At 44.0% G+C, this 25,848-nt stretch carries 21 protein-coding genes; 15 read left to right on the top strand and 6 right to left on the bottom strand.

The genetic code is table 11. The annotated features are described in order from the left end of the window. Positions 1-12 precede the first annotated feature (12 nt). Positions 13-1,368 (bottom strand): alanine/glycine:cation symporter family protein, encoded by a 1,356-nt coding sequence (locus DYI25_RS19875; RefSeq protein WP_213372165.1) that lies wholly within the window; start codon positions 1,366-1,368, stop codon positions 13-15. A 353-nt stretch (positions 1,369-1,721) separates the two neighbouring features. Here DYI25_RS19875 and DYI25_RS19880 point away from each other — a divergent pair, with 353 nt between their 5' ends. After that, the gene (locus DYI25_RS19880) at positions 1,722-2,084 is read left to right on the top strand and encodes a YtxH domain-containing protein (protein WP_213372167.1); all 363 of its coding nucleotides are present in this window, start codon (positions 1,722-1,724) and stop codon (positions 2,082-2,084) included. A 52-nt stretch (positions 2,085-2,136) separates the two neighbouring features. Next, the gene (locus DYI25_RS19885) at positions 2,137-2,952 is read left to right on the top strand and encodes a YihY/virulence factor BrkB family protein (protein ID WP_213372169.1); all 816 of its coding nucleotides are present in this window, start codon (positions 2,137-2,139) and stop codon (positions 2,950-2,952) included. Positions 2,953-3,785: 833 nt separating this feature from the next. On the opposite strand, the gene DYI25_RS19890 is transcribed toward DYI25_RS19885, so the two are convergent. Continuing rightward, entirely contained in the window at positions 3,786-5,705 is a 1,920-nt protein-coding gene (locus DYI25_RS19890; protein WP_213372171.1) for a heavy metal translocating P-type ATPase, read from the bottom strand. A 192-nt stretch (positions 5,706-5,897) separates the two neighbouring features. Between DYI25_RS19890 and DYI25_RS19895 the strand changes: the two genes are divergently transcribed. Next, positions 5,898-6,836 (top strand): DMT family transporter, encoded by a 939-nt coding sequence (locus tag DYI25_RS19895; protein WP_213372173.1) that lies wholly within the window; start codon positions 5,898-5,900, stop codon positions 6,834-6,836. 15 nt (positions 6,837-6,851) lie between these two features. Here the strand turns inward: DYI25_RS19895 and DYI25_RS19900 are convergent, their stop codons facing one another. Next, on the bottom strand, positions 6,852-8,030 hold the full coding sequence (locus DYI25_RS19900; protein WP_213372175.1) for an MFS transporter: 1,179 nt from the start codon (positions 8,028-8,030) through the stop codon (positions 6,852-6,854). A 164-nt stretch (positions 8,031-8,194) separates the two neighbouring features. Here DYI25_RS19900 and DYI25_RS19905 point away from each other — a divergent pair, with 164 nt between their 5' ends. From DYI25_RS19905 to ggt, 5 genes are all read left to right on the top strand, one after another. Next, positions 8,195-8,581 carry an OsmC family protein gene (locus DYI25_RS19905; RefSeq protein ID WP_213372177.1) on the top strand — a complete coding sequence of 129 codons (387 nt, stop codon included), beginning with the start codon at positions 8,195-8,197 and terminating at the stop codon, positions 8,579-8,581. Positions 8,582-9,197: 616 nt separating this feature from the next. After that, on the top strand, positions 9,198-9,815 hold the full coding sequence (locus DYI25_RS19910; protein WP_213372179.1) for a YczE/YyaS/YitT family protein: 618 nt from the start codon (positions 9,198-9,200) through the stop codon (positions 9,813-9,815). Positions 9,816-9,968: 153 nt separating this feature from the next. Beyond that, positions 9,969-10,802, top strand: a complete 834-nt coding sequence (locus tag DYI25_RS19915) for a YfkD famly protein (RefSeq protein WP_213372181.1) — start codon at positions 9,969-9,971, stop codon at positions 10,800-10,802. Between the two features lie 166 nt (positions 10,803-10,968). Next, positions 10,969-11,781 carry a YtxH domain-containing protein gene (locus tag DYI25_RS19920; RefSeq protein ID WP_213372183.1) on the top strand — a complete coding sequence of 271 codons (813 nt, stop codon included), beginning with the start codon at positions 10,969-10,971 and terminating at the stop codon, positions 11,779-11,781. Between the two features lie 268 nt (positions 11,782-12,049). Further along, positions 12,050-13,735 carry a gamma-glutamyltransferase gene (gene ggt, locus DYI25_RS19925; RefSeq protein WP_213372185.1) on the top strand — a complete coding sequence of 562 codons (1,686 nt, stop codon included), beginning with the start codon at positions 12,050-12,052 and terminating at the stop codon, positions 13,733-13,735. 42 nt (positions 13,736-13,777) lie between these two features. Here the strand turns inward: ggt and DYI25_RS19930 are convergent, their stop codons facing one another. Continuing rightward, entirely contained in the window at positions 13,778-14,281 is a 504-nt protein-coding gene (locus DYI25_RS19930; protein ID WP_213372187.1) for a DUF421 domain-containing protein, read from the bottom strand. A 154-nt stretch (positions 14,282-14,435) separates the two neighbouring features. Between DYI25_RS19930 and DYI25_RS19935 the strand changes: the two genes are divergently transcribed. Further along, positions 14,436-14,621 carry an SE1561 family protein gene (locus tag DYI25_RS19935; protein ID WP_213372189.1) on the top strand — a complete coding sequence of 62 codons (186 nt, stop codon included), beginning with the start codon at positions 14,436-14,438 and terminating at the stop codon, positions 14,619-14,621. Positions 14,622-14,880: 259 nt separating this feature from the next. Next, positions 14,881-16,434 carry a fumarate hydratase gene (locus tag DYI25_RS19940; RefSeq protein ID WP_249745560.1) on the top strand — a complete coding sequence of 518 codons (1,554 nt, stop codon included), beginning with the start codon at positions 14,881-14,883 and terminating at the stop codon, positions 16,432-16,434. 40 nt (positions 16,435-16,474) lie between these two features. Here the strand turns inward: DYI25_RS19940 and DYI25_RS19945 are convergent, their stop codons facing one another. Next, positions 16,475-17,488 carry a DUF3231 family protein gene (locus DYI25_RS19945; RefSeq protein ID WP_213372191.1) on the bottom strand — a complete coding sequence of 338 codons (1,014 nt, stop codon included), beginning with the start codon at positions 17,486-17,488 and terminating at the stop codon, positions 16,475-16,477. 119 nt (positions 17,489-17,607) lie between these two features. Between DYI25_RS19945 and pdaA the strand changes: the two genes are divergently transcribed. From pdaA to rlmD, 3 genes are all read left to right on the top strand, one after another. Further along, positions 17,608-18,417: a delta-lactam-biosynthetic de-N-acetylase gene (gene pdaA / locus DYI25_RS19950; RefSeq protein ID WP_213372193.1), complete on the top strand. Its 810-nt coding sequence runs from the start codon at positions 17,608-17,610 to the stop codon at positions 18,415-18,417. 320 nt (positions 18,418-18,737) lie between these two features. Then, positions 18,738-19,598 (top strand): DNA-3-methyladenine glycosylase family protein, encoded by an 861-nt coding sequence (locus DYI25_RS19955; RefSeq protein WP_213372195.1) that lies wholly within the window; start codon positions 18,738-18,740, stop codon positions 19,596-19,598. A gap of 15 nt (positions 19,599-19,613) precedes the next feature. Beyond that, the gene (rlmD, locus tag DYI25_RS19960) at positions 19,614-21,140 is read left to right on the top strand and encodes a 23S rRNA (uracil(1939)-C(5))-methyltransferase RlmD (protein ID WP_249745561.1); all 1,527 of its coding nucleotides are present in this window, start codon (positions 19,614-19,616) and stop codon (positions 21,138-21,140) included. Between the two features lie 32 nt (positions 21,141-21,172). On the opposite strand, the gene DYI25_RS19965 is transcribed toward rlmD, so the two are convergent. After that, the gene (locus DYI25_RS19965; protein ID WP_213372197.1) at positions 21,173-21,727 is read right to left on the bottom strand and encodes a TetR/AcrR family transcriptional regulator; all 555 of its coding nucleotides are present in this window, start codon (positions 21,725-21,727) and stop codon (positions 21,173-21,175) included. Positions 21,728-21,887: 160 nt separating this feature from the next. Between DYI25_RS19965 and DYI25_RS19970 the strand changes: the two genes are divergently transcribed. Then, positions 21,888-23,945 (top strand): efflux RND transporter permease subunit, encoded by a 2,058-nt coding sequence (locus DYI25_RS19970; RefSeq protein WP_213372199.1) that lies wholly within the window; start codon positions 21,888-21,890, stop codon positions 23,943-23,945. Positions 23,946-23,947: 2 nt separating this feature from the next. Continuing rightward, complete coding sequence (locus tag DYI25_RS19975; protein ID WP_342032545.1) at positions 23,948-25,735, top strand: YhgE/Pip domain-containing protein; 1,788 nt, start codon at positions 23,948-23,950, stop codon at positions 25,733-25,735. The last annotated feature ends 113 nt before the right edge of the window (positions 25,736-25,848 follow it).

A 25,848-nucleotide genomic window follows, 5' to 3' on the forward strand; every position in this document is an offset into this window, starting at 1 on the left:
GCCGGATTTCGATTACGCACTGAATGTTTTCGCTTCGTTCTTCTCTTCTTTGATCGCATTTAGGATATTCCTTGTTTCAACTACGACCACGCCAGATAAACCGAGCAGCCCGATCAGGTTCGGGAAGGCCATCAATCCGTTCATGACATCCGCTACACCCCAAACGATCTCGAGTTGGGAAATCGCCCCGACAAAGACAGCCGCGACAAACGCGATTCGGTAGTAGAACACGACTTTTTTGCTGAACAGATAGGAGAAGCACTTCTCTCCGTAATAAGACCAGCCGATGATTGTCGAGGAAGCGAAGAACAACAATCCAACCGCAACGATCACCGAACCGGTCTGGCCAAGGAACTTGCCAAAGGTCGCTGAAGTAAGGTCGGCTGCAGTCGTGTCCCCTGTATACAGCCCGCCCATGACGATAGTGATACCGGTAATCGAACAGATGACGATGGTATCAATGAACACCTGGGTCATCGATACAAGTGCCTGGCGTCCAGGCAGGTCCGTCTTTGCTGCCGCGGCAGCAATCGGTGCAGAACCCAAGCCTGCTTCGTTGGAGAAAACGCCGCGGGCTACACCCATTCGGATAACAGTTCCAAGCGCCCCGCCGGCAACAGCCTCTCCAGTAAATGCATCTGTAAAAATAAGTGCGATTGCCGCTGGCACGAGGTCAAAGTTCATGATCATGACCGCTAGACCAGCAAGAAGGTAAAATCCTGCCATGACTGGGACGAATAAAGCAGTGATTTTCCCGATGCTCTTAATTCCTCCAATCAGGGCAAAAGCCGTAAAAATTGTCAATACAAGTCCCGTAACCCAGGCAGGCACTGAAAATGTTGATTGTACGACGCTAGCAACTGAATTTGATTGAACAAGGTTGCCAATCCCAAAAGCGGCAATCGCTCCAAATAACGCGAATAAAACACCAAGCCATTTTTGGCCAAGGCCGCGTTCAAGATAATACATCGGTCCGCCCGACATTTCTCCATCCTTGTCCTCAACCCGGTATTTAACGGCTAAAACAGCTTCCGCGTATTTTGTTGCCATTCCGAAAAATGCGGTAACCCACATCCAGAAAACGGCACCTGGTCCGCCCGTAAAGATCGCCGTTGCGACACCAGCGATATTACCGGTGCCCACCGTTGCAGCAAGTGCGGTCATCAAAGCCTGGAAATGAGAAATATCCCCTTCGGATCGTTTGTCCTGATTTTTAGTAAATGCAAGCTTTAGTGAGTAAGGCAATAGCCTCATTTGCAAGAAGCCAATGCGGAAGGTCAGGTAAACTCCCGTTCCAACAAGCAGGATCAATAGAGGAGGGCCCCAAACCCAGCCGCTGATTTTTCCAATCCAATCTTCAAATGTCATGATGCTCCCCCTTGAAAAGTTATATTCGGAAAATGTTCTCCAACAAGAATATTCTGATAATTGGTGGTAAGTCAAGCGATATCCATTAGGGAAATCTTAGAAAGACTGGTGAATTCATATGAGAGTAGTTGTCGTTAAGGTATTTTCCGGATGCAAAAATAATTATTCGATTTCTAAATTCACACGCATTTATAGTGTTGATTAATGACTGATTTAGGCAGCAATATTCATAAAAACCAGCAATATTTGTCACAACACTTGCATGAAGTGATGGCAATCGTGGAAAATGTTAGTTAGGAGGCAGGCAAACGGAGGTCTGCAAAATGAGAAGGAAGACTCTAGGAGGAGAAATAATGGGCAGTTCGAAAAAGTTTTGGTTGGGCATGGTTTTAGGTGCGATGGCAGGGGGAGCGGTCACTCTTTTGGAAAAATCGACCCGGCAGGCTGTAAAAGAGGATTTCAGCAAGTTATCCAGCGGCGTTGAGTATGTCGTCAAAAACCCAAATGAATTTATTGAAGACCTAAGAGAAACAGCGAATAAAGTACGGACAACAGTGGAACAAGTAACAGAGGACGTTGCTTTTATCACTGAAAAAGTAGAAGAAATAAGGGATGTACCTCCTCAGGTCACGGAACTGGTCAAAGATACAAAAGAAACGCTGAGGAAGATTACGGCATCCGGACAAACACAGAAGCATATAGATGAAAAAGAATGATGGATTGACAAGCCCCTGGAAGGAACCAGGAAAGCACAAATGAGGTGAATCAATGGTTGATATATCATTTTTCAGGCATATGTGGCAGAGGATTCAGGAGGACGATGTTCCTGCACTTGCTGCTCAGCTTGCATATTTCTTTTTGCTTTCTTTGTTTCCACTGTTGATTTTCCTTGTAACGCTTGTTCCATATCTGCCAATCTCCGAAGTGGATATCCTCGGCTTTTTTGATGACTATGCACCTGGTGAATCAATGGATTTAATCAAAAACAGCCTGGAGGATATCATGAAAAAAGACGGCAAATTGCTGAGCTTTGGATTATTGGCGACAATTTGGTCAGCCTCGAACGGTATCAATGCAATTGTAAGGGCATTTAACCGTGCATACCGAGTAGAAGAGACTAGGTCGTTTATCGTAAGCAGGTTAATGGCAATCTTTTTGACATTTGCCATGATATTTGTGTTCCTGGTCGCTTTGATCCTGCCTGTGTTTGGAAAAGAAATCGGGAGTTGGCTGTTCTCAAATTTTGGCCTGAAGGAAGAATTCGTCTACGTCTGGAATATGTTCCGCTGGCTGATCAGTATTTTGATTTTATTCATCGTTTTTCTTGGACTATACTGGATTGCTCCGAACAAGAAGCTCACCTGCGTTAGCGGCATACCAGGCTCGATTTTCGCAACCGGAGGGTGGGTGCTCGTATCCATCGGATTCTCCTACTATGTCAGCAACTTCGCTTCCTACACCGCCACATATGGCAGCATCGGCGCAATCATCGTCCTGATGATCTGGCTCTATTTATCCGCGTATATCATTATCATAGGCGGAGAAATAAATGCTTATTATAGCGAAAAGAAAGCAGGCTGCTGACTACATTCTTTATCCTGAAATTACCTCGATAACGTCTGCTATTTTAGCAGAAGATACAAAAGAGGCTTGTTCCTCATTTTGATAAAGGGGGATTTCAGGATGGCAAAGAAAACGAAGAAAGACGGAAGTACCAAACAAAAAGGCAAAAGCAACCACAGCCAGAAAACATCAGGTTCAGCAAACGGACCAAACGGATATCACTAACAAAAAGCGCCCCCATTCGGAGGGCGCTTTATCATTGTATGCAGACAAATTCAGTAACGAGAAGAATACATAGGAAAGTCCAAATAGAAGTTATGACGGACAGAAATTGGCGGAGACAGAGAAAGAGTGTCCGCCATCAAGGCCATGACGGATAGAAATTGGCGGAGACAGTGAAAAAATGTCCGTCATCATGGTTATGACGAACAGAAATTGGCGGAGACAGAGAAAGAGTGTCCGTCATCAAGGCCATGACCGACAGAAATTAACGGAGACAGAGAAAAAATGTCCGTCATCAAGGTTATGACGGACAGAAATTGGTGAAGACAGAGCAAAAATGTCCGTCATCAAGGTTATGACGGACAGAAATTGGTGAAGACAGAACAAAAATGTCCGTCATCAAGGTTATGACGGACAGAAATTGGCGGAGACAGAGCAAAAATGTCCGTCATCAAGGCCATGACGGACAGAAATTGGCGGAGACAGAGAAAGAGTGTCCGTCATCAAGGCCATGACCGACAGAAATTGGCGGAGACAGAGAAAAAATGTCCGTCACTAAGATGATATAGTTTCAGAACCGGGGTGCAACAAAAAACTCCCGCAGAATATAATTCATGCGGGAGCCAGCTTCATTATTTCAATAGCCTCAAACTATTCAATATAACCAAAATCGTGCTTCCTTCGTGGCCGATGACCCCGTATGGCAGGTCGAGCAGTTGCATGAAGTTCGATGCGATCAGCACCATGATTACCAGGATGGAGAAGACGATGTTTTGCTTGACGATCCGGTTCATCCGGCGTGATAGGTTGATTGCTTCGGCAATCTTTGGCAGGTCGTTTTTCATCAGCACGACATCTGCTGTTTCGAGCGCGACATCAGACCCTTCGCCCATTGCGATGCCGACATTAGCCGTTGCGAGTGCCGGAGCGTCGTTAATGCCGTCGCCGACCATTGCAACCTGGCCGTATTGTTCTTTCAGTTTCTTCAATTCCTGGACCTTTGTTTCAGGTAAACACTCAGCGATATATCCTTCGACATGGCTTTCGGCAGCGATTGCTTTTCCAGTGGTTAGGCTGTCACCAGTGAGCATGACAGTGTAAATCCCTTCAGATTTCAGCAAATCGATGGCCTGCTTTGTTTCTTCGCGAACTACATCCTTTAAGGCAATCAACCCGGTAATCTGCCCATTCCGTTCGATAAAAACAACCGTTTTTCCTTCAGCTGCAAGTTCTACCGCAGCGCCGTCAGAAAATGATTCAGCGGCAGGTCTTCCCACAAAGTCAGCCTTGCCGATTTTCCAATCCTCATTTTCATAATGAGCCTTTACGCCCCAGCCAGAAACATCCTCAATGCTTTCTGGATGTACAAGCTCTTTCTCAAGCGTTTCCTTGGCGTATTTTACAATAGCGTTGGCCAATGGGTGATTGGAGTGGCTTTCAATCGATGCTGCCTTTAGCAGTACTTCATCGCGATCCAGTTCATCACCCACAATCAAATCAGTTACTTCAGGCTTACCTTTTGTCAGTGTCCCTGTTTTATCAAACGCAATTGCTTTAAGGTGACTCAGGTTCTCCAGATGGACGCCGCCTTTAAATAAAATTCCGTGCTTCGCGCCATTCGAAATAGCCGACAAAGTGGCCGGCATAATCGAGGCAACAAGTGCGCATGGGGAAGCGACGACCAGAAGAATCATCGCACGGTAAAACGACTCCGTCCAGCTCCAGCCCAGCAGATAATGTGGAACAAACATCATTAGTACAACTACTGCCAGAACGACCTTTACGTAAGTGCCCTCAAACCGTTCGATGAACAGCTGGGAAGGAGACTTTTCACTTTGCGCGTTTTGGACAAGCTGGATGATTTTTTGGAACAGTGTTTCGTCATTTCGTTTTGTAATCTCAACGGTAAGCGAACCGGTCAGGTTTACCGTACCGGCAAATACATCGTCGCCGGAATCCTTTGAAACCGGAATCGATTCCCCGGTGATGGCTGCCTGGTCAATCGTCGTCTGTCCCTTGGCAACCTTACCGTCAGATGGGACTCTTTCACCTGGTTTCACCAAAATTAAATCGCCAATTTCCAATTTTGAAACATGGACCCTTTCCTCAACACCATCTGTAATCCTCAATGCTTCCTCTGGCTGCAGTTCCATCAAAGAGGAAATCTCCTTATGGCTTTTGTTCATCGTATACGTTTCAAGCGCTCCGCTCATAGCAAAAATGAAAATCAGGATCGCGCCTTCTGTCCAGTATCCAATAATGGCAGAGCCAATCGCTGCGAATATCATCAACATTTCGACATTCAATTCTTTGTCTTCAATTGTGGCTTCAATGCCTTCCTTCGCTTTTGCAAAACCACCGATAACATAGGCCAGGATAAAAGCGATGACAGATGCTGTTTGTGAATCCCCCTTGCCCAAAATCCAGCCTGCAGCAATCAGAATACCGCTGATAATGGCGGCGACCAGTTCTGCGTGAGGCTTGATTTTTTCAAAAAAGGTTACTTCAGGAACCGAGTTTTGCTTTGCTAACGCATTTGCTCCCTGAGCCATGCTTTTCTCCTCCTTTAATTTCTCTAATTGATACTAATAATCACAATCATTCCCCTTAAAAAACACGAAAGCTGCCACCAGATTGGTGACAGCGGAATTCCAAGTCAAAAGATACTATTGTTTTCTCTATTATGTTACCATACAATATATGCTTTTTAAAAGAATAATGCGTTTGTCTAAGGAGATTGTTTGATGACAACTAAAGACTTTTTTACACACCCGCTTGGGATTGCTGTTTCGGCTGCCGGGGCGACCTTATTATGGGGGAGCGCGTTCCCATTTATAAAACTCAGCTATAACAGCCTTGATATTAAGCCGGAGGAAATGGGGGAACAAATGCTGTTTGCAGGATACCGCTTTCTGCTTGCAGGGCTGTTGATCCTGATCATGTTCCTGTTATTGAAGAGGAATATGAAATTCAGGCCGGAGACGACAAAGTCTCTTCTGAAAATTGGCCTGTTCCAGACGTTCCTCCAATATGTCCTGTTTTATATCGGACTAAGCTATTCAACCGGGATCCAGGGTTCAATCATTGCCGGGACAACATCGTTTTTCCAGATCCTCCTTGCGCATTTCCTTTATCCAGATGACAGGATGAGCCGTTTGAAGGTTGCTGGACTGATGGTTGGATTCACCGGGGTCATTTTCGCGAATTGGCCAAATGGGGATTATGAAATCAGCTTTGGTATCGGTGAAATTCTGCTAATGGGAGCAATGATGGCTGGTGCGTACGGAAATATCCTTGCTAAACAGGGCAGTGGAAAAATGGAAGTCATTTATTTAACCGCTTACCAGATGATTCTGGGGTCCTTAGGCTTGATTGCAATTGGCGCTTTTTCAGTGGGACTTGCTCCATTCGATTTCAATCTAAAGTCTGGTTTGATGCTACTCTATCTTTCATTCCTGTCAGCTGCAGGCTTTATTTTGTGGAACAATGTGATGAAGTACAACCAGGTTGGCAAGGTGTCATTATACCTGTTCCTGGTCCCTGTATTCGGTGTAATTTTATCAGCAATCCTACTAGACGAACTGTTACATTATTTTGTCATAGCCGGATTAATATTGGTAGTGGTCGGAATCGTTCTTGTCAACCGGCCTGCAAGAAAAAGAAACAGCCTCCCTGCGAAATAGAGAGGCTGTTTTTCGTTACACAGATTCTGCCTCGTTGGGTGAAGCGCCATGGCGAACGGTCACAAGGGCGATGAAAATCAATAGAAGCATCGTGCTGATCACGTAAAAGAAGCTGATGCCTTCAAGCCATTGTATAGCCAGTCCACCAATAAATGGGCCGCTGATGCTCCCGAAGCTGAAGAAAATCCCGCACATCAGGTTTCCTGCCGGCAGGAGCTGCTTTGGCAGAAGGTCAGCCATATAACTGATGCCGAGTGAAAAAGTGGATCCGACGAGCGTACCAGCTAAAAAGAAGCAAATAAGCAAGCCGGTGGTCGAATTCTCGAGCAGTCCCGCCGCGGTAAAAGAAATGAAGCCTGATAGCGTGACAACAATTAATACATTCCTTCTTCCAAGTTTATCGCTTAATATCCCTAGTGGCAGCTGTGAGAGAATCCCGCCGATGGCAAAGGCAGGAAGCAGGAGTGCGACGGCATCGACGCCGATTCCTGACCTCATAGCATAAACAGGGAAGTTCCCATTCAGGCTGGCCTCAAGGAACCCGTAGCCAAACGGTGGCAGAAAAGCAACCCAAGCGTATTTGAAAACTTTTCCGAACCTTCTCATCGTCCCGAAAAAAGAAGTACTGTCGGTGTCATGTTCGGGACGTTCATTTTTCAACAGCCATACCGTAAGCCAGGCGGCAAGGCTGATGGCAGAAGAAATGATGAAAGGCAGAGTCATGTTTATTTTTACAAACCCAGTCATCAACGGGCCAGCAGCGAACCCCAGCCCGAAAAACAATCCGTAGAGCGAGATATTCCTTCCAATCCGGTCTTTAGGGGTAAAAGAAGTAATCCATGTCTGAGTCGCAAAATGAAGCATGTGATCGCCAATCCCGATTGCCAGCCTTAAAATGAACCAGAACCAAAAAGACTTCCATAATGGAAATAGAGCAAGCGAGATGGCTACGGTAAAGCCGCCAATAAGAATGATGGGCTTGTAGCCAAAACGGCGTAGCGGTGCTTCCATTAATGGTGAAGCAAGCAATATTCCTATATATAAACCTGTGGCGTGCAAGCCATTCATCGATGATGACACGCCGTCCTGCTCAAAAATAATCGCAATCAATGGCAGCAGCATTCCCTGGGAAAAGCCTGAGATGGCGACTATGCTGACCAAAATCCAGAAACGAAGCTTGATACTTATATTCATGTAAATAAAATCTCCCTAATTACTTAATACTCTTTAGATGTTAACGATATAAAAATTTAAGTGCAACGGTTTTTATTTTAAATTACGGAGAAAATAGTGTAATCTCATGGTATTAATCAAAATTAACTTGTTTATTAAGATGTTGCGATAAGGGAGAGAGTAACATGGAATTCAAAATGAAACCAGATGTTGGATTTTATACAGAAGTAGATTTCGGAAGGCTGGATGTTGCTGGTGACGAACAGCATGGTTTCAGGCCATACCAGCTTTTAGTTTCATCAGTGGCTGTATGCAGCGGCGGTGTCCTTCGCAAGGTATTGGAAAAAATGAGGATGGACATCAAGGATATCCATATTCAAGCTAATGCAGAACGAGTGGAAGAAGAGGCGAACAGGGTCAGCAAAATCCATGTTCACTTTCGCATTGCCGGAAACAATCTCGATGAAAAGAAAATCGAGAAGGCAATGGTATTGACCAGGAAAAACTGCTCGATGGTCCAATCAGTCATAAACAGCATCGAGGTAGAAGAAACCTTTGAAATCGTTCAATAAATTGACCAAAAGACGAGTTTCGCTTTTTGCCAAATATGCTATAATGAGTATTGGAATTCACCTGCTTTAATATAATAGAAACAATGAACTCTGTTCCAGGAGGACAGGGTTCTTTTTTCGCTGTAAAAAAGCAAGTTCCTATTGGATCAGCTATGAAATAGCATCCTGAGAGATGTTTAATGGACATTTCGCAGCCAGTGGGCAGCCAAAATGTCCAAGAAAAGTGTTTTAATGGACATTTCGCAGCCAGTGGGCAGCCAAAATGTCCAAGAAAAGTGTTTTAATGGACATTTCGCAGCCAGTGGGCAGCCAAAATATCCAAGAAAAGTGTTTTAATGGACATTTCAGATCCAATGGGCAGCCAAACTGTCTAAGAAAAGTGTTTTAATGGACATTTCAGAGCCAGTGGGCAGCCAAAATGTCCAAGAAAAGTGTTTTAATGGACATTTCGAAGCAAGCGAGCAGTCAAAATGTCCAAGAAAAGTGTTTTAATGGACATTTCAGAGCCAATGAGCAGCCAAAATGTCCAAGAAAAGTGTTTTAATGGACATTTCGAAGCCGACGAGCAGTCAAAAATGTCCATTAGAAGGTTATAGAAGAAGGAGAATATGTACTTATGGCTTTTGTTTATCGCACTCTATTTTTCATCATTGGGTTAACGATTCTATCTTTTGGAGTATCGATGACCATTAAAGCTGGTTTGGGGACAGGTGCCTGGGATGCCCTTAACGTTGGCCTGTCCAAAACTGTTGGGCTGACTCCCGGCAGTTGGGTGGTCATTGTGGGGATTATTATGATATTTATCAATGCAGCCCTGGTAAAAAGAAGACCGGATATTGCGGCGATCATCACGTTGCTCATCACGGGCTTGCTTATTGATTTCTGGCTTTTGCGTGTGTTCGATGACTTGATAGTTACCGGGTACCTAAAGCAATTTGGAGTCTTTCTGCTGGGAATGGTGGCGCTGAGTTTTGGATTGGCTGTCTATCTTCAGCCGAGGTTCCCGTTGATTCCGATTGATAATTTCATGATGGCTTTAAGGGAACGATTCGGTCTAAATTTAATGGTGGCAAAAACGCTTGGTGAAGTTCTTGCCTTGTCTGCTGCGTTCATTTTTAAAGGGCCAATCGGTATTGGAACATTGATTGTAACGTTCGCAATCGGTCCGCTGATTCAATTGTTCTATCCGTACTGTGAGAAGCTTTATAATAAATTGATCACTTCTGTCCGATAAAATAACCCCCTGAGGCTCTGTTCATGCAACAGAGCCTTTCCTGTAGACAAGTTTTGTAAAAGCTGTTCAAAACTTTGGATAAAGTGATGCGACTCCGAAAACACTATAAACAAACTTATAAGTTTCCTGTAGTGAAAGGAGAAAACAACACCAATGAAAAAAGCAGCAGCTATCCTTGTTATGACGATGGTTTTCATGATGTCAATTTTAGCGCCGGCCTTTGCGGAAGAAGGGAAGGCGAAAAAAGCTCCTCAGCCTAAGCAAGCTGAAAAGGCAAAGTATACAATTCCGAATTCAGTAATGAATATCACGAAGGACAACACATATCCAAACCCAACGGAGGATTTGCCCTTCCTTCAGCCAAGCGAGCTGACGAAGAACTTGATCAAAACATCAAAAGTGAAGATTGAGAACCCTGATTTAATCCGAATGCTAAATGAAACGACCATTAACAGCACTCCTTTTGCAATCGGCTATCGAGCGATTGTTTACCTTGGAGAATGGCCGTTGAATTATGTATCTACTGAGACTTCCACGAACTGGGAGTACCAGAAAATCAATACGAATTATTATGATAATCGCGGCGGAAATGCTATCTATCAAATCCATTATGTCCAGGAACAGCAAAAGGTTGTGAAGGGCGGCTTGACGGCGAAAATCAATAATGCCGAAGACGTGCAGAAGATGATGATGTTGAAAGCGGCCAAGAAAACCGGACTCCCGCTTGCGTTTGAGACAATCATTGGCGCTGGTACGAAAAAAGACCATATCTATAATATCCAGCCAAAACGTCTAGGTTACCTGTACGCCTACGCACCAGCCATTAATGAAAAGGGCAAGGTGACATATGGTGAGGTCTACTTGATGCTAAAAGGAAACAAGAAAGTCATCGTCGTAAAAAATGTTGTCTCGCAGGGAATCGGTGCATGGATCCCGGTTCAGGACCATGTAAGCTTTGGCTTTGTGTCCAGTGAAAGGCCAAGATAATTAATATTGAAAAGACAGCCTTATTCCTTTAAATAGGAGTAAGGTTTTTTTTAGTAATTTTTCCCTCTTGACAAAAGGTATATATATCCTGTTTATCGGTTATCTAAGGCGGGAAAGAGTTATACATAACCATTAAATCTACGAAATTTAAAGGAGGAAATAGATTATGTCTGACAATACTCTTTCCAGCAACAACCAGAATTCAATGGGGAACAACTCAAACTCTTATAGTATGAATAACAACACTTACACTTCTGCAAATGAAAATGCTTCTTATGATACAACAACTGGCACAACAACGTATGCAAGCACAGCATCAAACGATTCTTATTCTAACAACACTTCCATGGGAGGCTACTCTAACAGCTACGGAGTAGACAGCTCAAATAACTCAAGCTCATCAAACGGCAAGCTCATGAAAGGCGTCCTCATTGGTGCGGCGATCGGTGGTGCATTGACTTTACTCGATTCCAACACCCGTTCAAAGGTGAAAAATAAGGCAGTAGATGTGAAGGACACATCAATGAACGTGTTCAGCGAAGTTAAAAACAACCCTTCTGATGTGAAGGAGCAAATGATGGGGAGCTTTAAGGAAGCTTCTAACATTTTAAAAGAAGCAATAAGTGATGCACAAAACCTTTACCAGCGTCTGAATGACGATGTATTCAGCAAGATGAATGAGGCAAAGTCCAATTCTTCCGAAGCTATGAATACAGTAATGGATGCAAAGGATGATCTCAAGGAAGTTGGATCAAAAGTCAAGGAAGCAGGCTCTACTGCAATGGACAACCCTGTTGTCAACTCTGCGACTGATTCAACATCCAACAATAATTCTGGTACAGGCTCTAGCTCTAGCAATCCTGCTGGTGCTTATGCAACAGGAATGGACAGCCGACAGTCAGATACAACAGGTCTAGGAAATACATCTAACACATTTACTGTATCTCCTGAAGAACAGAACAACGATAATAATCGATAAGATTCACTAACGAGGCTGACACAAAAGGTCGTATAATGCGACCTTCTGTGTCAGTTTTTTTATTTTCGCGTGTTTATTGAACCTGAACGAAAAGAACTCGAACAAAAAGGATAAGGAATGAGATTCTGGTATGAAAAGCCAAAGCCCAGGTGCAAAACAATGTTCGACCTTATGTCAATGCCAGTATTTTGCTAGTTTCTTTATAGATTTTGAGGGGTAACTATACATATACAAATTGACTGATAGATATTTTGGGAGGTTACCGTCAATGGAGAAGGAATTTAAACCACGTTCAGATAGATGCGATTATGATAGAGAAACAGCTAAAGGAAAAGTATCAATTGCCGCTTCGGCTCATCCTATTGCGACAGATGCGGCAGAAAAAATTTTACGTGATGGTGGTAATGCCATCGATGCAGCTATAGCTATTCAATTTGGGTTGAATGTCGGGGAACCGATGATGACAGGTATTGGCGGCAGCGGTTTTTTTATGGTGTACCATGCAGAAAGCAAGACAACGAAAATATTTGATGGCCACACGCGGGCACCAGCTGCTGCGCACCCAAAATTATTTCTTGATGAGCACGATGAAGTCATCCCTTTTCGCGAAAGATCAACGCATGCCACTGCCGTGGGTGTTCCGGGGATTTTAAAAGCAATGGAAGCAGCAAGGAAGGAATATGGTACGAAGCCGCTTGCTGAACTGATTGAACCCGCTGCACAGGCCGCGGAAAAGGGCGTTGAAGTCAATTGGGTTATGGACAACACGCTTAAGACCTTTGAATACCGGCTTGGAGACCATGCCCGGGAACTTTTCATGCCCGGCGGTAAGGCATTATGTGAAGGGGATCGTTATCAAAAGGAGAATCTTGCCAAGACGTTCCGCATCCTTCAGAAAAAAGGAATCGAAGCCTTTTATGAAGGAGAAATAGCTGAAGCCATTGTCTCTACTTTAAAGGAACTTGGCGGAATCATGGAACTTTCCGATCTTAAAAGTTACAGGATTTCAATCGATGAACCAGCCTGGGGAACATATAGAGATTACAAAATTGCCTCTTCAAACATGCCAAGCGCGGGCGGAACCACTATGCTTCAAATATTGAAGCTTCTAGAAGGTTTTGATCTGAGCAAGTATGATGTGAAGTCCTGGGAGAAATATTATTTATTTACGGAAGCGATGAGAATTGCTTTTGCTGATAAAATTGCTTTTGCCGGAGACCCTGAATTTGGCGACATCCCATTGCAAGGGATGCTGAATGAAGAGTACCTTGCCGAGCGTCGTAAATTGATTAATTTTGAACGCAGAAATGATTCGATCGATTTCGGCAATCCATGGGCTTATTCGGATGGAAAAGAAATCAATGTGGTCCGTCAGCCATTCGAGCCTGAAAGAGAAAGAAGTGAAACAACGCATTTTACCGTGATGGATAAATGGGGAAATATTGTTGCTTGTACTTCTACCGTTGAGCATCCGTTCGGATCGGGTATCATGGTGAAGGATTATGGGTTTGTCCTAAATAATGAGCTTACAGACTTTGATGCAATTCCAGGCGGGCTGAATGAGATCAAGCCTGGAAAACGGCCGGTAAGCTGCAAGACGCCAACGATTGTTTTCAAGGATGATGAGCCAGTGCTCACCCTTGGATCTCCGGGTGGTCCGACGATTGTTGGCTCTGTATTCCAAACACTTGTCAATGTTCTTGATTTTGGCATGGAACTTAAGGAAGCCATCGAGGAGCCGCGAATATTCAACAGTACTGGGCCGCTCATTGGCTGGGAAGCGGGAATCAGTATGGAAGCGAAAGGGGAATTGGAATCGAAGGGTTTCGAGTTCGCAGATGGACCATTCCCGTTAGGAAATGTCCAGGCAATTCAGATCGATCGTGAAAAAGGCATTATCCATGGAGCGGCTGATTCAAGCCGTGAAGGGAAAGCGACTGGACTGGATGAATAAAAGCATTGAAAGAAGCAGGCTGGAGTAAATCAGCCTGCTTTCTTATTGTTCAACGTTATCCAAAGTATTCGTCTCTGATTCAGTTTTTTTAATGACCGATATAGTGCCATCTGTCTCAAGGACCACGGCTTCCACTTGATGCATTGAATTGATGCCGCTTGAGCGTGCTGCCTGAAGAATTTCAACTTCGAGAACCCGCTCTTTGACTATTTTTTCTTTTAAATAATTTCCACGATAAAATAACAACTGCGGTTCCGACTTGATCAATTTTTTGAATCTACTAGAGCGGATGGACAGCCAGGCAACCAGGTATTGCAGGGCAATCAAAATGAGAAATGCCGCAATGCCTTCAACTAGCGCTATATTTTTGTTCAAAAGGGTTGTCGCCAGGGTAGATCCGAGCGCAACTGTGACAATCAGGTCAAATGCATTCATTTTGGATAAAGTCCTTTTGCCGGAAACGCGCAGCAATAAAACGAGAGCGGAATAAGCAAGCAAACCTATAATCAGTGGCCGCAAAGCCGCTTCCCAAGAATTAAAAAACATTTCATCACCTCATATATGTTTTTTTCCTAAAAAAGCATGGACAAACATTGTTTAGGGGGAATACTACCCAATAGCAGATATGAAGGTTTGATTAATATTGCACAATCGTCCATTTTTAGGTAGGATGTTAACGATAGTGAAAGGAGCGAGAAGTTTGGGAAGTCCGATAAATGAGAAAAATACACAGGTAGTGTTTTTGAAGCAGCGTTTGGATATGTTTGCTGAGTTACTTGAGGCAATCGATCCAGTGGAAGCAGATCTTGAAGATATCGACCGCATGATCCAAATCGTCGAAGAAATGGATGCAAAATGCCGGGAATTTAAAAATCGCGATTTGTAAGGGACCCTTTTGTGAGGTCTCTTTTGTTTTTAAGGTATTTATAAAGTTATTAAGTTGTGGATAACTACATGTAGTTTTCTTAATCCAGCTCCAGCACGCTTGTCGGGGCTGAACAAGGCGTTTGCGTATTTCTATTTGTAAACGATTCCATATTCTATCTTTAAATCAATAGGGCTTAGGAGTATAATGGTATCGGAGAAATTGTTATAAAATTTTCACATATAAAGAGCTAGAAAGACAAGGGGAGAGGGGAAGACAGATGAATATCGAAAAGTTTCAGGAAAGCATGTATGAGCTGATTGTTGAAACATCCACGAACCTGCCGAAGGATGTGCGCAGGGCGATCAAAGCTGCGGCTGAGCGTGAAAACGCGGGAACCCGTTCAGCGATGAGTCTTGATACCATCACGAATAATATTAAAATGGCGGATGACAATGTATCGCCAATTTGCCAGGATACTGGACTGCCAACCTTTAAAATCAAAACTCCGGTTGGAGCGAACCAGATAGAAATGAAAAAAGCGATTTACAATGCAATTGCACAAGCAACAAAGGATGGAAAGCTGCGGCCGAACTCTGTTGATTCGCTGACTGGGGAAAATAGCGGGGACAACCTTGGCGGAGGAACTCCTGTCATTAAATTTGAGCAATGGGAAAATGATTATATCGACGCACGCCTGATCTTAAAGGGCGGCGGCTGTGAAAATAAGAATATCCAATACAGCCTTCCAACTGAGCTGGAAGGACTTGGGCGAGCAGGTCGTGACCTTGACGGAATCCGCAAATGCATCATGCACTCGGTCTACCAGGCACAGGGACAAGGCTGCAGCGCCGGCTTTATCGGCGTTGGTATTGGCGGGGACCGATCTTCCGGATACGATCTTGCCAAGGAGCAGCTGTTCCGTACGGTGGAAGATGTTAATCCACATGAGGATCTGCGCAGCCTTGAAGAATATGTAATGGAAAATGCTAATAAGCTTGGAATAGGCACGATGGGCTTTGGCGGGGAGACCACTCTGCTAGGGTGCAAAATCGGTGTCATGAACCGTATTCCTGCCAGCTTCTACGTTTCTGTAGCGTACAACTGCTGGGCATATCGCCGCCTTGGTGTAGCAGTGAATCCTGAATCAGGAGAGATCCAGGAATGGATGTACCAGGAGGGCGAGAAAATCGACTTCGCACAGCCTGCTGCCCAGGAAATCGCTGCAGCAGTTGAAGCTCCGGTTGAACAGGATGTCGTTACACTGACAGCTCCTATTACCGAAGAACAAATTCGTGAACTGAAAGTTGGAGATGTTGTCAGGATTGACGGCATGATGTATACAGGCCGCGATGCAATTCACAAATACCTGTCCGACCATGATTCACCTGTTGACTTGAACGGCCAGATCATCTATCATTGCGGTCCGGTTATGCTGAAGGATGAAGAAGGCAAGTGGCATGTGAAGGCTGCCGGCCCGACAACAAGTATTCGTGAGGAGCCTTACCAGGGTGATATCATGAAGAAATTCGGCATCCGTGCGGTCATCGGTAAAGGCGGAATGGGCGCGAAGACGCTTGCTGCTTTGAAGGAACATGGCGGTGTTTATCTGAATGCAATCGGTGGGGCTGCTCAGTATTATGCTGACTGCATCAAGTCTGTTGAAGGTGTTGATCTGATGAACTTCGGGATTCCTGAAGCAATGTGGCACCTCAACGTCGAAGGCTTCACGGCGGTTGTCACGATGGACTCTCACGGCAACAGTCTGCATGAGGACGTAGAAAAATCATCCCTTGAAAAATTGGCTCAGTTCGCTGATCGAGTTTATAAGTAATATCACGAAAGGAGGCTCGCTTTTTAAAGCAAGCCTCCTTTTAGTTTTTCTTCTGCTTTGCGAGCTGGTTTCGATCCACATTTCTCGGTTGACTTTCCAACCACTCATGCTCGATTTGAATATTCCCTCCATCCTCAGCAAAGTTTGCTGTTTCCATTAGGAATCTTATGTAGGTGGCCCCGAGGTCATGACGGGGGCTGACTGCCATAGAGTCTCCAAAGTTCCGGACTTTTGCGGAGGATAAGTTGGAGATATGGAAGAGCATCAATTTATCTGAGTATGGAGCCTCAGTGGACTCGGTGACCATAAACTGGCTTGGGATTGAGACAGGCAATTCTTCTTTGTACATGATTTGTGAAAGTATATTGTGCTGCTTGATATTGATTTTTTTCCCGCGCAAAAAATATTCACGTACTTCCTCATGCTTAGCGACCTGGCTGAACCCCATGACAAGAATCATTTTAACCGCATTCACCTGGGTGTTCAAAAAAAGATGGGTGATTTCCATTGCTGTAAGAGGCCTTTTGTCACCAAAATATCCATTGAAAAAGCTTTGCTTTTCCACAAAAGATACCTCGCTTGGGGTAGGGATGTATGGAGGTCTGACATGCAAACCCTTTTCAAGCATCACTTCTGTAACCTTATTTGAAAGGTTAAGAGAAGAAATATTGATATCCGTGATCAAGTGCCGCAAGTCCATCTTTGAGAAACCAGGCAGCGCGACGCTGTAATATAGCGCGCCATATTTCACCATCATATCCAGGTAGTTCAGGTAAAAGCTGTCTGAGAACAGCTTCGGTGCTTTTGCATTCACATCTGCTTCTGAAAATCCCTGTGGCACAGCCATTCCTTCAGTTGTAAAAAGGTTTTCCAGTTGCGAGAGAATTTTTTTGCTCAATTCATCAGCTGCCAGAAGGCAATCCTTTACCTCTTCATCTTCTACATTCAGCAAAAAATGACGGAACATGCAGACAGCCATTGAGTTAGCAATGTATATATTCCAGAGGTTGCCGATTTCACTAGATGTCCAATCGATTTTTTGTTCTTCTGACATAGATTTCTCCTTAGTGTTTTGTATGTTTTTACTATTCGCTTTTTAAATTGAAATATACTTACAAGAATTTTTTTTACCTGCTGACGAACACTAAGGAAAAACATCAATGGAGGAACATCATGAAAACGATTGTTAAAATTTTGCTTGCTTCGGCACTGCTGCTGTTGATTACTTTACCAGCAACAACCGGTGCGGAGGAGAACTCAAACTCACCCATGCACTGGGGATTCAAGAAGGGCCGGAATGGAAGGCAGGCTGATGCCGGCAGGATGTTCGAGGTCATCCTTGAAGATCACGGAGCTGTTTATAAAGGGGACAAAAATTCAAAGGATATTTATCTGACCTTCGATAACGGATATGAAAATGGCTATACCGAGAAAATCCTCGATATTTTAAAAGAAGAAAAAGTCCCAGCCGCGTTTTTTGTTACGGGTCACTATCTTGATAGTGCTCCAGAGCTAGTGGCGCGGATGGCGAATGAAGGCCATATCATTGGAAACCATTCCTGGCACCATCCTGACCTGACCAAGATCAGCGATGAGAAAATAAAGAAGGAACTGGAAATGGTCAGATCTGAAACAGAAAGAATTACGGGTAAAAAGCATATGACCTATTTACGTCCGCCGCGCGGGATTTTCAGCGAAAGGACAATGGCAGTAGCCAAAGAAGCCGGCTACACCCACATTTTTTGGTCACTCGCCTTCGTTGACTGGAATACTGACCAGCAAAAAGGAGCGCAATATTCTTATGATAAAATCATGACGCAAATCCATCCAGGTGCCGTCCTGCTGCTCCACACCGTTTCGAAGGACAACGCGGACGCCCTTGGAAAAGTAATCAGGGATTTGAAAGAACAAGGTTATGAATTTAAAAGCCTTGATGATTTGATGCTAAGCAAGGGCGGAATGAAGGACCCAATGTTGTACTGATGGGATGTCCCGGCATTTGTATAATGCCGGGCTTTTGAATTGGTAAAAAAGCTCGTTTTTTCCAAGTCGCCAATAAAATCATATTTTCGCCAATAAAAATAAATTTTCGTCAATAAAGTTGTGAACTTCGCCAATAAAATCTGAAAATCGCCAATAAAGTTGTGAACTCCACCAATAAAACTTGATATCACCAAATAAAATATGAACACCATCTAAATTCAGCTCGATTATATAAAACCAGAACCGCAACCTTCACTATTTTCGTAAAAAAACCGAGGAAATGCTATAATACGGGGAAAATACTAAAGGGCGGTTTGTATATGTGGGAAGAAAAGGTGGCGGTTTCCGGGCCATATGATTTTGATCTTGCTTTAAGCAGGCTTGCGCTCGATCCTTTGCATTCGGTTGATATTGAGCAGAGACTTGTAAAGGTACCGCTTGTTTTTGAAAATAAAAGAATCGTCGCAGATGTCATCGGTACAGGTACTCTGGAAAATCCTGAATTCCTTATCCGTGCTGATTACGATAAAGAAAAGACGTTACAGCGTTTGACTGAAATTTTTCAATGGAACTTGGAGTTAATCCATATTCATGAACATTTCCAAACGACGGAGTTAAAGAACTTGTTCAATGAACATTATGGGACTCCGCTTGTCCTGGAATTTGATCCCTTTTCAAGTTTGATCAAGAGCATTATCCATCAGCAGCTGAATCTGAAGTTTGCTTTTACACTGACAGAACGATTTGTAAAAACATACGGCGAAGAACTGGGTGGAGTCTGGTTTTATCCAACACCTGAAAAAGTGGCGCAGCTTTCGGTTGAAGAGCTGCGTGAATTGCAATTCAGCGGACGGAAGGCAGAATATGTGATTGGAATCGCTGAACTGGCAGTATCCGGACAGCTTGATTTTGAAAAAATGAAAACAAAGCCCGATGCGGAAGTTGCCCAGGAATTGATCAAAATCCGCGGTGTTGGACCCTGGACGGTTGAAAACTTCCTGATGTTCGCACTTGGGCGGCCGAATCTGTTTCCGATGGGGGATATCGGCATTCAAAATGCATTGAAGAAATATTTCAATCTGGATGAAAAGCCGACTCTAGCCGAAATGGAAAAGTATAAAAAACCATGGAATCCTTATTTAAGCTATGCTTCGCTCTATTTATGGAGAAGCATTGAATAATTGGAGTGAAGTTTTATGAAAAAAGAGCAGCAAATGCCAAAAGAGCATCAACAGCAAAAACATCAGCAATCCAAAAAAGGAAAGCAAATAAGCAAAGATGGGCATAAGACAAAAGGACAGCACTTGAACAAAGGTGATTATAAGAAAAAAGGACAGCAAGTGAACAAAGACCAACAAACAGCGAAATTGGAGCTCAAGCAGACCTTCCCGCTGACAATCAAGCGTCTCGGGATCAATGGCGAAGGCGTCGGCTATTTCAAGCGCCAGGTCGTGTTTGTGCCTGGTGCCCTGCCGGGTGAGGAAATCGTCGCGGAGGCGACAAAGGTGCACCCGAAGTTTGCGGAGGCGAAAATCAAGAAAATTCGCAAGCGATCCGAGCATCGGATCAAGCCGCTTTGTCCAGTTTATGACCATTGCGGCGGCTGCCAGCTCCAGCATTTGGGCTACGATCAGCAGCTCAATGAAAAACGCGATATTGTTATCCAAGCATTGGAGCGCCATACGAAGCTGAAAATCGACGAGCTTGACATCAGACCGACGATCGGAATGGAGAATCCGTGGGGCTACCGGAATAAAAGCCAATTCCAGGTTGGCGAAAAGGACGGGAAAGTGCTTGCCGGCCTTTATGGTTTGAATTCTCACAACCTGATCAATATCGAGCAGTGTGCAGTCCAGCATCCGGCTACGACCAAAGCTACCGAAGTGGTAAAAGGCATTCTTCAGGAATTGAAGATCCCGATTTACAATGAGAAAAAGCACAAAGGACTCGTGCGGACAATTGTTGCGAGGACGGGAGTCCAGACTGGCGAGCTGCAAATTGTGCTGATTACGACCAAGAAAGAACTGCCGAAAAAGGATATAATCATCCAGGAAATCAAGAAGCGGCTTCCCGAGGTCAACTCTATTGTCCAAAATATCAATGGGGAAAAGACATCCGTCATTTTCGGAAGCGAAACCGCGACACTGGAAGGCAGCGACTTTATCCAGGAGACACTGGGAGACCTGCAATTCGAATTGTCAGCGCGGACATTCTTCCAGCTGAATCCTGAACAGACTGTAAAACTTTACAATGAAGCGAAAGCAGCCGCCATGCTGACTGGCAAGGAAAAGCTTGTTGATGCGTATTGTGGTGTCGGCACCATTGGATTGTGGATGGCCGGCGAGGCGGGTGAGGTACGCGGCATGGACGTCATTCCGGAGTCAATCGAGGATGCGAAGAAGAATGCGTACAAGCACGGCGTCAACCATGCAAAATTCTATTTGGGCAAAGCGGAGGAACTGCTGCCTAAATGGCTGGAGGAAGGCTGGCGCCCGGATGTGATCGTCGTCGATCCGCCACGTACCGGATGCGATCAGGAATTCCTGAATACAGTGCTGAAAATAAAGCCGAAAACCTTCGTATACGTATCCTGCAACCCTTCAACACTTGCAAAGGATATTCAGACACTAGGCGGCAAATACAAAGTTGAATACATCCAGCCAGTGGACATGTTCCCGCACACTTCACAGATTGAGAGTGTCACGATGCTTGTTTTAAAATGATCAAAAGCGCCGGCCCGGATTGGGCTGGCGCTTTATCGTATATTTGATAGTCCACGATTGATGAAGTTGTTGATGATTTCGGCCATTTCCCTCGGTGATTTATCCATCCCGTTCTCCACCCAATTTTTAATCACATAAATACTTCCGCTGACAACAAAAATATTTATATATTCAATCGTTTCGCGGTCAAACTGGCTGTCAGTGATCCAGTTTTTGAAAATGAACTCCTGGGTAATCATCATCCCTTTTTTCTGGAAGTGGATATCGCTATTTTCACTTAGGAGTGTTTGGCATACATCGCTATTCCTGGCAATATACTCAAGAATCTTCTCTGTCATCTTCAAAGCTTCATCTTCTTTGGAAAAATTGTATTGGTTCAAAGTTGAAACCATGTCTTCAATGAATTCTTCTTCAATCGCATTGAGCAGGTAATATTGACTGGAGTAATGTGAATAAAAGGTGGAACGATTAATGTCTGCCAAATCACAAATCTCTTTTATCGTGATGCTCGAAATTGGCTTTGTCTTCATTAATTCCATAAGACTATCCTTTAAAACCATCCTTGTATACTTTTTTCGTCTGTCCATTTAAAATCCATCCTTTTTCTGTTAAACAATGATTTAACCAACAAAAAAGCGTTTTCTGTTGTGAATTGAACGTTATGTGCCCAACTGTTTGTTGAATAGACAACACGGTGTTTATATAATGATAAAGTGAAATTGCAAAAGACTCAAGTGAGGGTGAAGAATGATAAGCATTGCTGAAAAAATCATAAAACATAAAAAGGCTGTTGTGATCGCATTTGCATTAATTGCACTAATTTCAACTGTGGCGCAATTTTTTGTGTCGGTCAATTATAATATGGTGGATTACCTGCCGGATGATGCCCAATCAACAAGGGCATTGGAAATCATGGAAAAGGAATTTACCGCTGAAGTACCCGATACGAGGGTCATGGTAAGGGATATATCCTTACAGGAAGCAATCACCTATAAAGAACAATTGTCAGCCATTGATGGGGTAGGAGAGGTCATCTGGCTGGATGATGTGGTTGATTTGAAAACACCACTTGAAATGGCAGATAAAGAGACGATAGAAAACTATTACAAAGACGGAAACGCACTGTTCTCGATCAGCGTCCGCTCTGGTGATGAGGTAGCGATTACCGATGCGATTTATGAATTGATTGGTGAAGACGGAGCGATTGCCGGTGAAGCCATTAACACAGCGTCTTCACAAAAAATGGCTGGTACGGAATCAATGTATGCTGCCATCTTGCTCGTTCCAATCATTATATTCATTCTCGTCATCTCAACTACGTCATGGATAGAGCCGTTGTTTTTCCTGACGGCAATTGGCGTTTCGGTACTGATTAACCTGGGAACGAACATCTTTATCGGAGAGGTTTCCTTCGTAACTCAATCGGTTGCCCCGATTTTGCAGCTGGCGGTTTCACTCGATTATGCCGTCTTCCTGCTTCACAGTTTCTCCGATTATAGGAAAAAAACGAAGGATCCGGAAGAAGCGATGATGCTTGCGATGAAAAAGTCATTCCCGGCGATTACGGCCAGTGCTGCGACAACCTTTTTTGGGTTCATCGCCCTGACGTTCATGAAATTCGAAATTGGCTCAGACCTGGGCATCAATCTCGTTAAAGGAATTATCCTGAGCTTCATCAGTGTCATGGTGTTTTTACCGGCGATGACCCTGCTGTTCTATAAATGGATGGATAAAACAAAGCATAAAAACTTTGTGCCAAGCTTTTCAGGTATTGGAAACTTTGTGGTGAAGCTAAAAATCCCAAGTCTGCTGCTGGTATTTGCGATTCTCGTTCCAAGCTTTTTGGCGCAAAGTAACACTGCCTTTACCTACGGCCTTGGCGAACAACCGGAGACTACTCGTGCAGGCAGTGATTTTACAGAGATTAAAGCAGCGTTTGGAGAGACGACTCCGATTGTTCTTCTTGTTCCAACAGGAGACCGGGCAAAGGAGACAGAGCTCGTCCAGGAGCTGGAAAACCTTGATTATGTCACAAGTGTAATCGCTTATGTCAATATGGTGGGCTCGGTCATTCCGCCTGAGTACCTGGATGAATCGATCACGAACGAATTTTATTCGGAAAATTACAGCCGTATTATCATCAACACAAATCAGGGAACAGAAGGGGATATTCCTTTTTCAATCGTTCAAAATGTAAATGAATCGGCTGAGAGATATTATGGCGACAAGGCATTGAGCTTAGGGGAAAGCGTAACATTGTATGATATTAAGAATGTCGTGAACAAGGATAACATTGTTGTGAACGTGTTGACGGTTGTAACAATTGCGATTGTCCTGCTGGCAACCTTTAAATCGATTTCGATTCCGATTGTACTGCTGATCACGATTCAATCAGCCGTCTGGATCAATCTGTCGATTCCGTATTTCACCAGCTCTTCACTTGTGTTTGTCGGATATTTAATCATCAGTACGGTACAGCTGGCGGCAACAGTCGACTATGCGATTCTGCTGACTGAAGCTTACCAGCATAACCGCCAGGAAATGTCCGCAAAAAAAGCAATCATGAAAACATTGGATGAAAAGACGTTCTCCATTTCGATATCTGCGGCGATATTATCAAGCGTTGGGTTCATTTTATGGATGACATCTTCCAATCCGATTGTTGGATCCATCGGCCTGCTATTAGGCAGAGGGGCATTGCTTGCCTTTGTAATGGTCGTGTTCTTCTTGCCGGCCATGCTGCTGGTATTTGATAAATTCATTAAAAAGACGACCTATAAAGCAAATTTTTATGAGGAGAAATGATGATGAGAACAAAACAAATACTGTTTGCTGCGCTCGCTTTGATGATCTTCTTGCCTTCATTTCTTAATTATGCTGCTGCGGCAGAAGCGGAAGGCAGAGTCACTTCTAAGGATGAAGTGGTGTATGCTACGTTAAAAGCCAATGGAGAACTTGATGATATTTATGTCGTCAATACTTTGGAAGTAGCGAAGGCTGGAGAAATTATTGATTTTGGGCAGTATAGCAGCGTCAAAAACCTGACTGATCTGTCCGAACTGAATCAAAACGGGCAGGCAGTCCAAATCGATGCCCCTGAAGGAAAGTTTTATTATCAGGGGAACATGGAAGACAATGCTGAATTGCCATGGGATATAGAGATTACCTATTTGCTTGATGGACGTGAGGTTGAAGCGTCTGAGCTTGCGGGAAAAGAAGGCCATGTAGAAATCAAAATCGATACTGCAGCGAATGAAAATGCAGATGCAGTCTATTTTGAGAATTACTTATTGCAAATCTCCTTCATGCTCTCGAATAATTATCAAAACATTGAAGCGTCTGGCGGCATGGTAGCAAATGCCGGAAAGAACAAACAAATTACTTTTACAGTCATGCCTGGGCAAGAGGAGAGCCTTAGTGCCGAAGCAGATGTCGAGGATTTTGAATTCAATGGCATTGATATTGCAGCGGTACCATCTACACTGCCAATCGATACTTCAGAGATGGAAAGCATGACGGATGACATGTCGGCATTATCAGATGCAATCAGTGAATTGAATAATGGGGTTGCTGACCTGAAAAAGGGTGTTTCCCATTTGAATGGAGGATCAGCAAGCCTTCGTGATGGTTCTGCACAATATAAAAATGGAATCAATCAGCTGGACGGTTCTTCATCTGAATTAACAGGAGCATCACGTTCCATTGGCGATGCATTGAAAAAAATCAGCGCATCACTATCAGGGGATTCTGCCCAGATGGACATGACGAGCCTGAGTGAACTGCCGGGTCATCTGACACAGCTAGCAAATGGCCTGAATCAAGCAGCAGATGGACTAATAACTTTGCGTGATAATTACGCGATGGCATATGGAGCATTGGATGGTGCAATCAAGGAAATCCCCGCTCATCAGCTTTCCGAGGATGAAATAACTGGATTACTTAGCAGCGGTGCTGATACAAATGTAGTCAATAAACTGGTTGAGTCCTATAAGGCAGCTCAGAAAGTAAAGGGAACATATGCGCAAGTACAAGAAGCTTTTGCAGCCGTGGACCCTACGTTGAACCAGGTCAGTGGATCAGTAAAAGAAATGAGCGGGTCGCTTACAGCAATTGCCAACGAACTTTCCGCATCACTTGAGGATATGGATACGAGTGCACTAGGCGAATTGCAGAAAGGTCTTGCAGCTTTGTCATCCAATTATGGAGAGTTCCATACCGGTTTGGTAGGTTACACAAAAGGAGTAAGCAAGCTTTCCTCTTCTTACAGTGAGCTGCACTCAGGAATCGCTGGATTGGCGGGAGGCACAAGCGAATTAAATAATGGGGTCGGCGAACTCCATAACGGAACAAGTGAGTTGCATCAGGAAACGAAAGATCTGCCTGAGCAAATGCAACAGGAAATCAATGAGATGATCAAGGAATATGACAAATCTGACTTTGAGCCAGTATCCTTTGTTTCCGCTAAAAATGAAAAGGTCACTTCCGTACAATTTGTAATAAAAACGGAAGCTATTGAAAAAGAAGAACAAGAAACGAAGAAAGCAGAGCCTGAGAAAAAGAAAGGCTTTTGGGATCTGTTGTTAGAGTTGTTTTAATGAGATAGGGACAGTTCAGGAGGCCTGTTAATTGGCTTCCGGGACTGTCTCTTTGTTTTCACCGCCATTTTAGGCTAGAACGATGGTTTTACGGAGGAGAAAAGGGTAAAATT

The organism is Mesobacillus boroniphilus, from assembly GCF_018424685.1.
Taxonomy (GTDB): domain Bacteria; phylum Bacillota; class Bacilli; order Bacillales; family Cytobacillaceae; genus Mesobacillus; species Mesobacillus boroniphilus_A.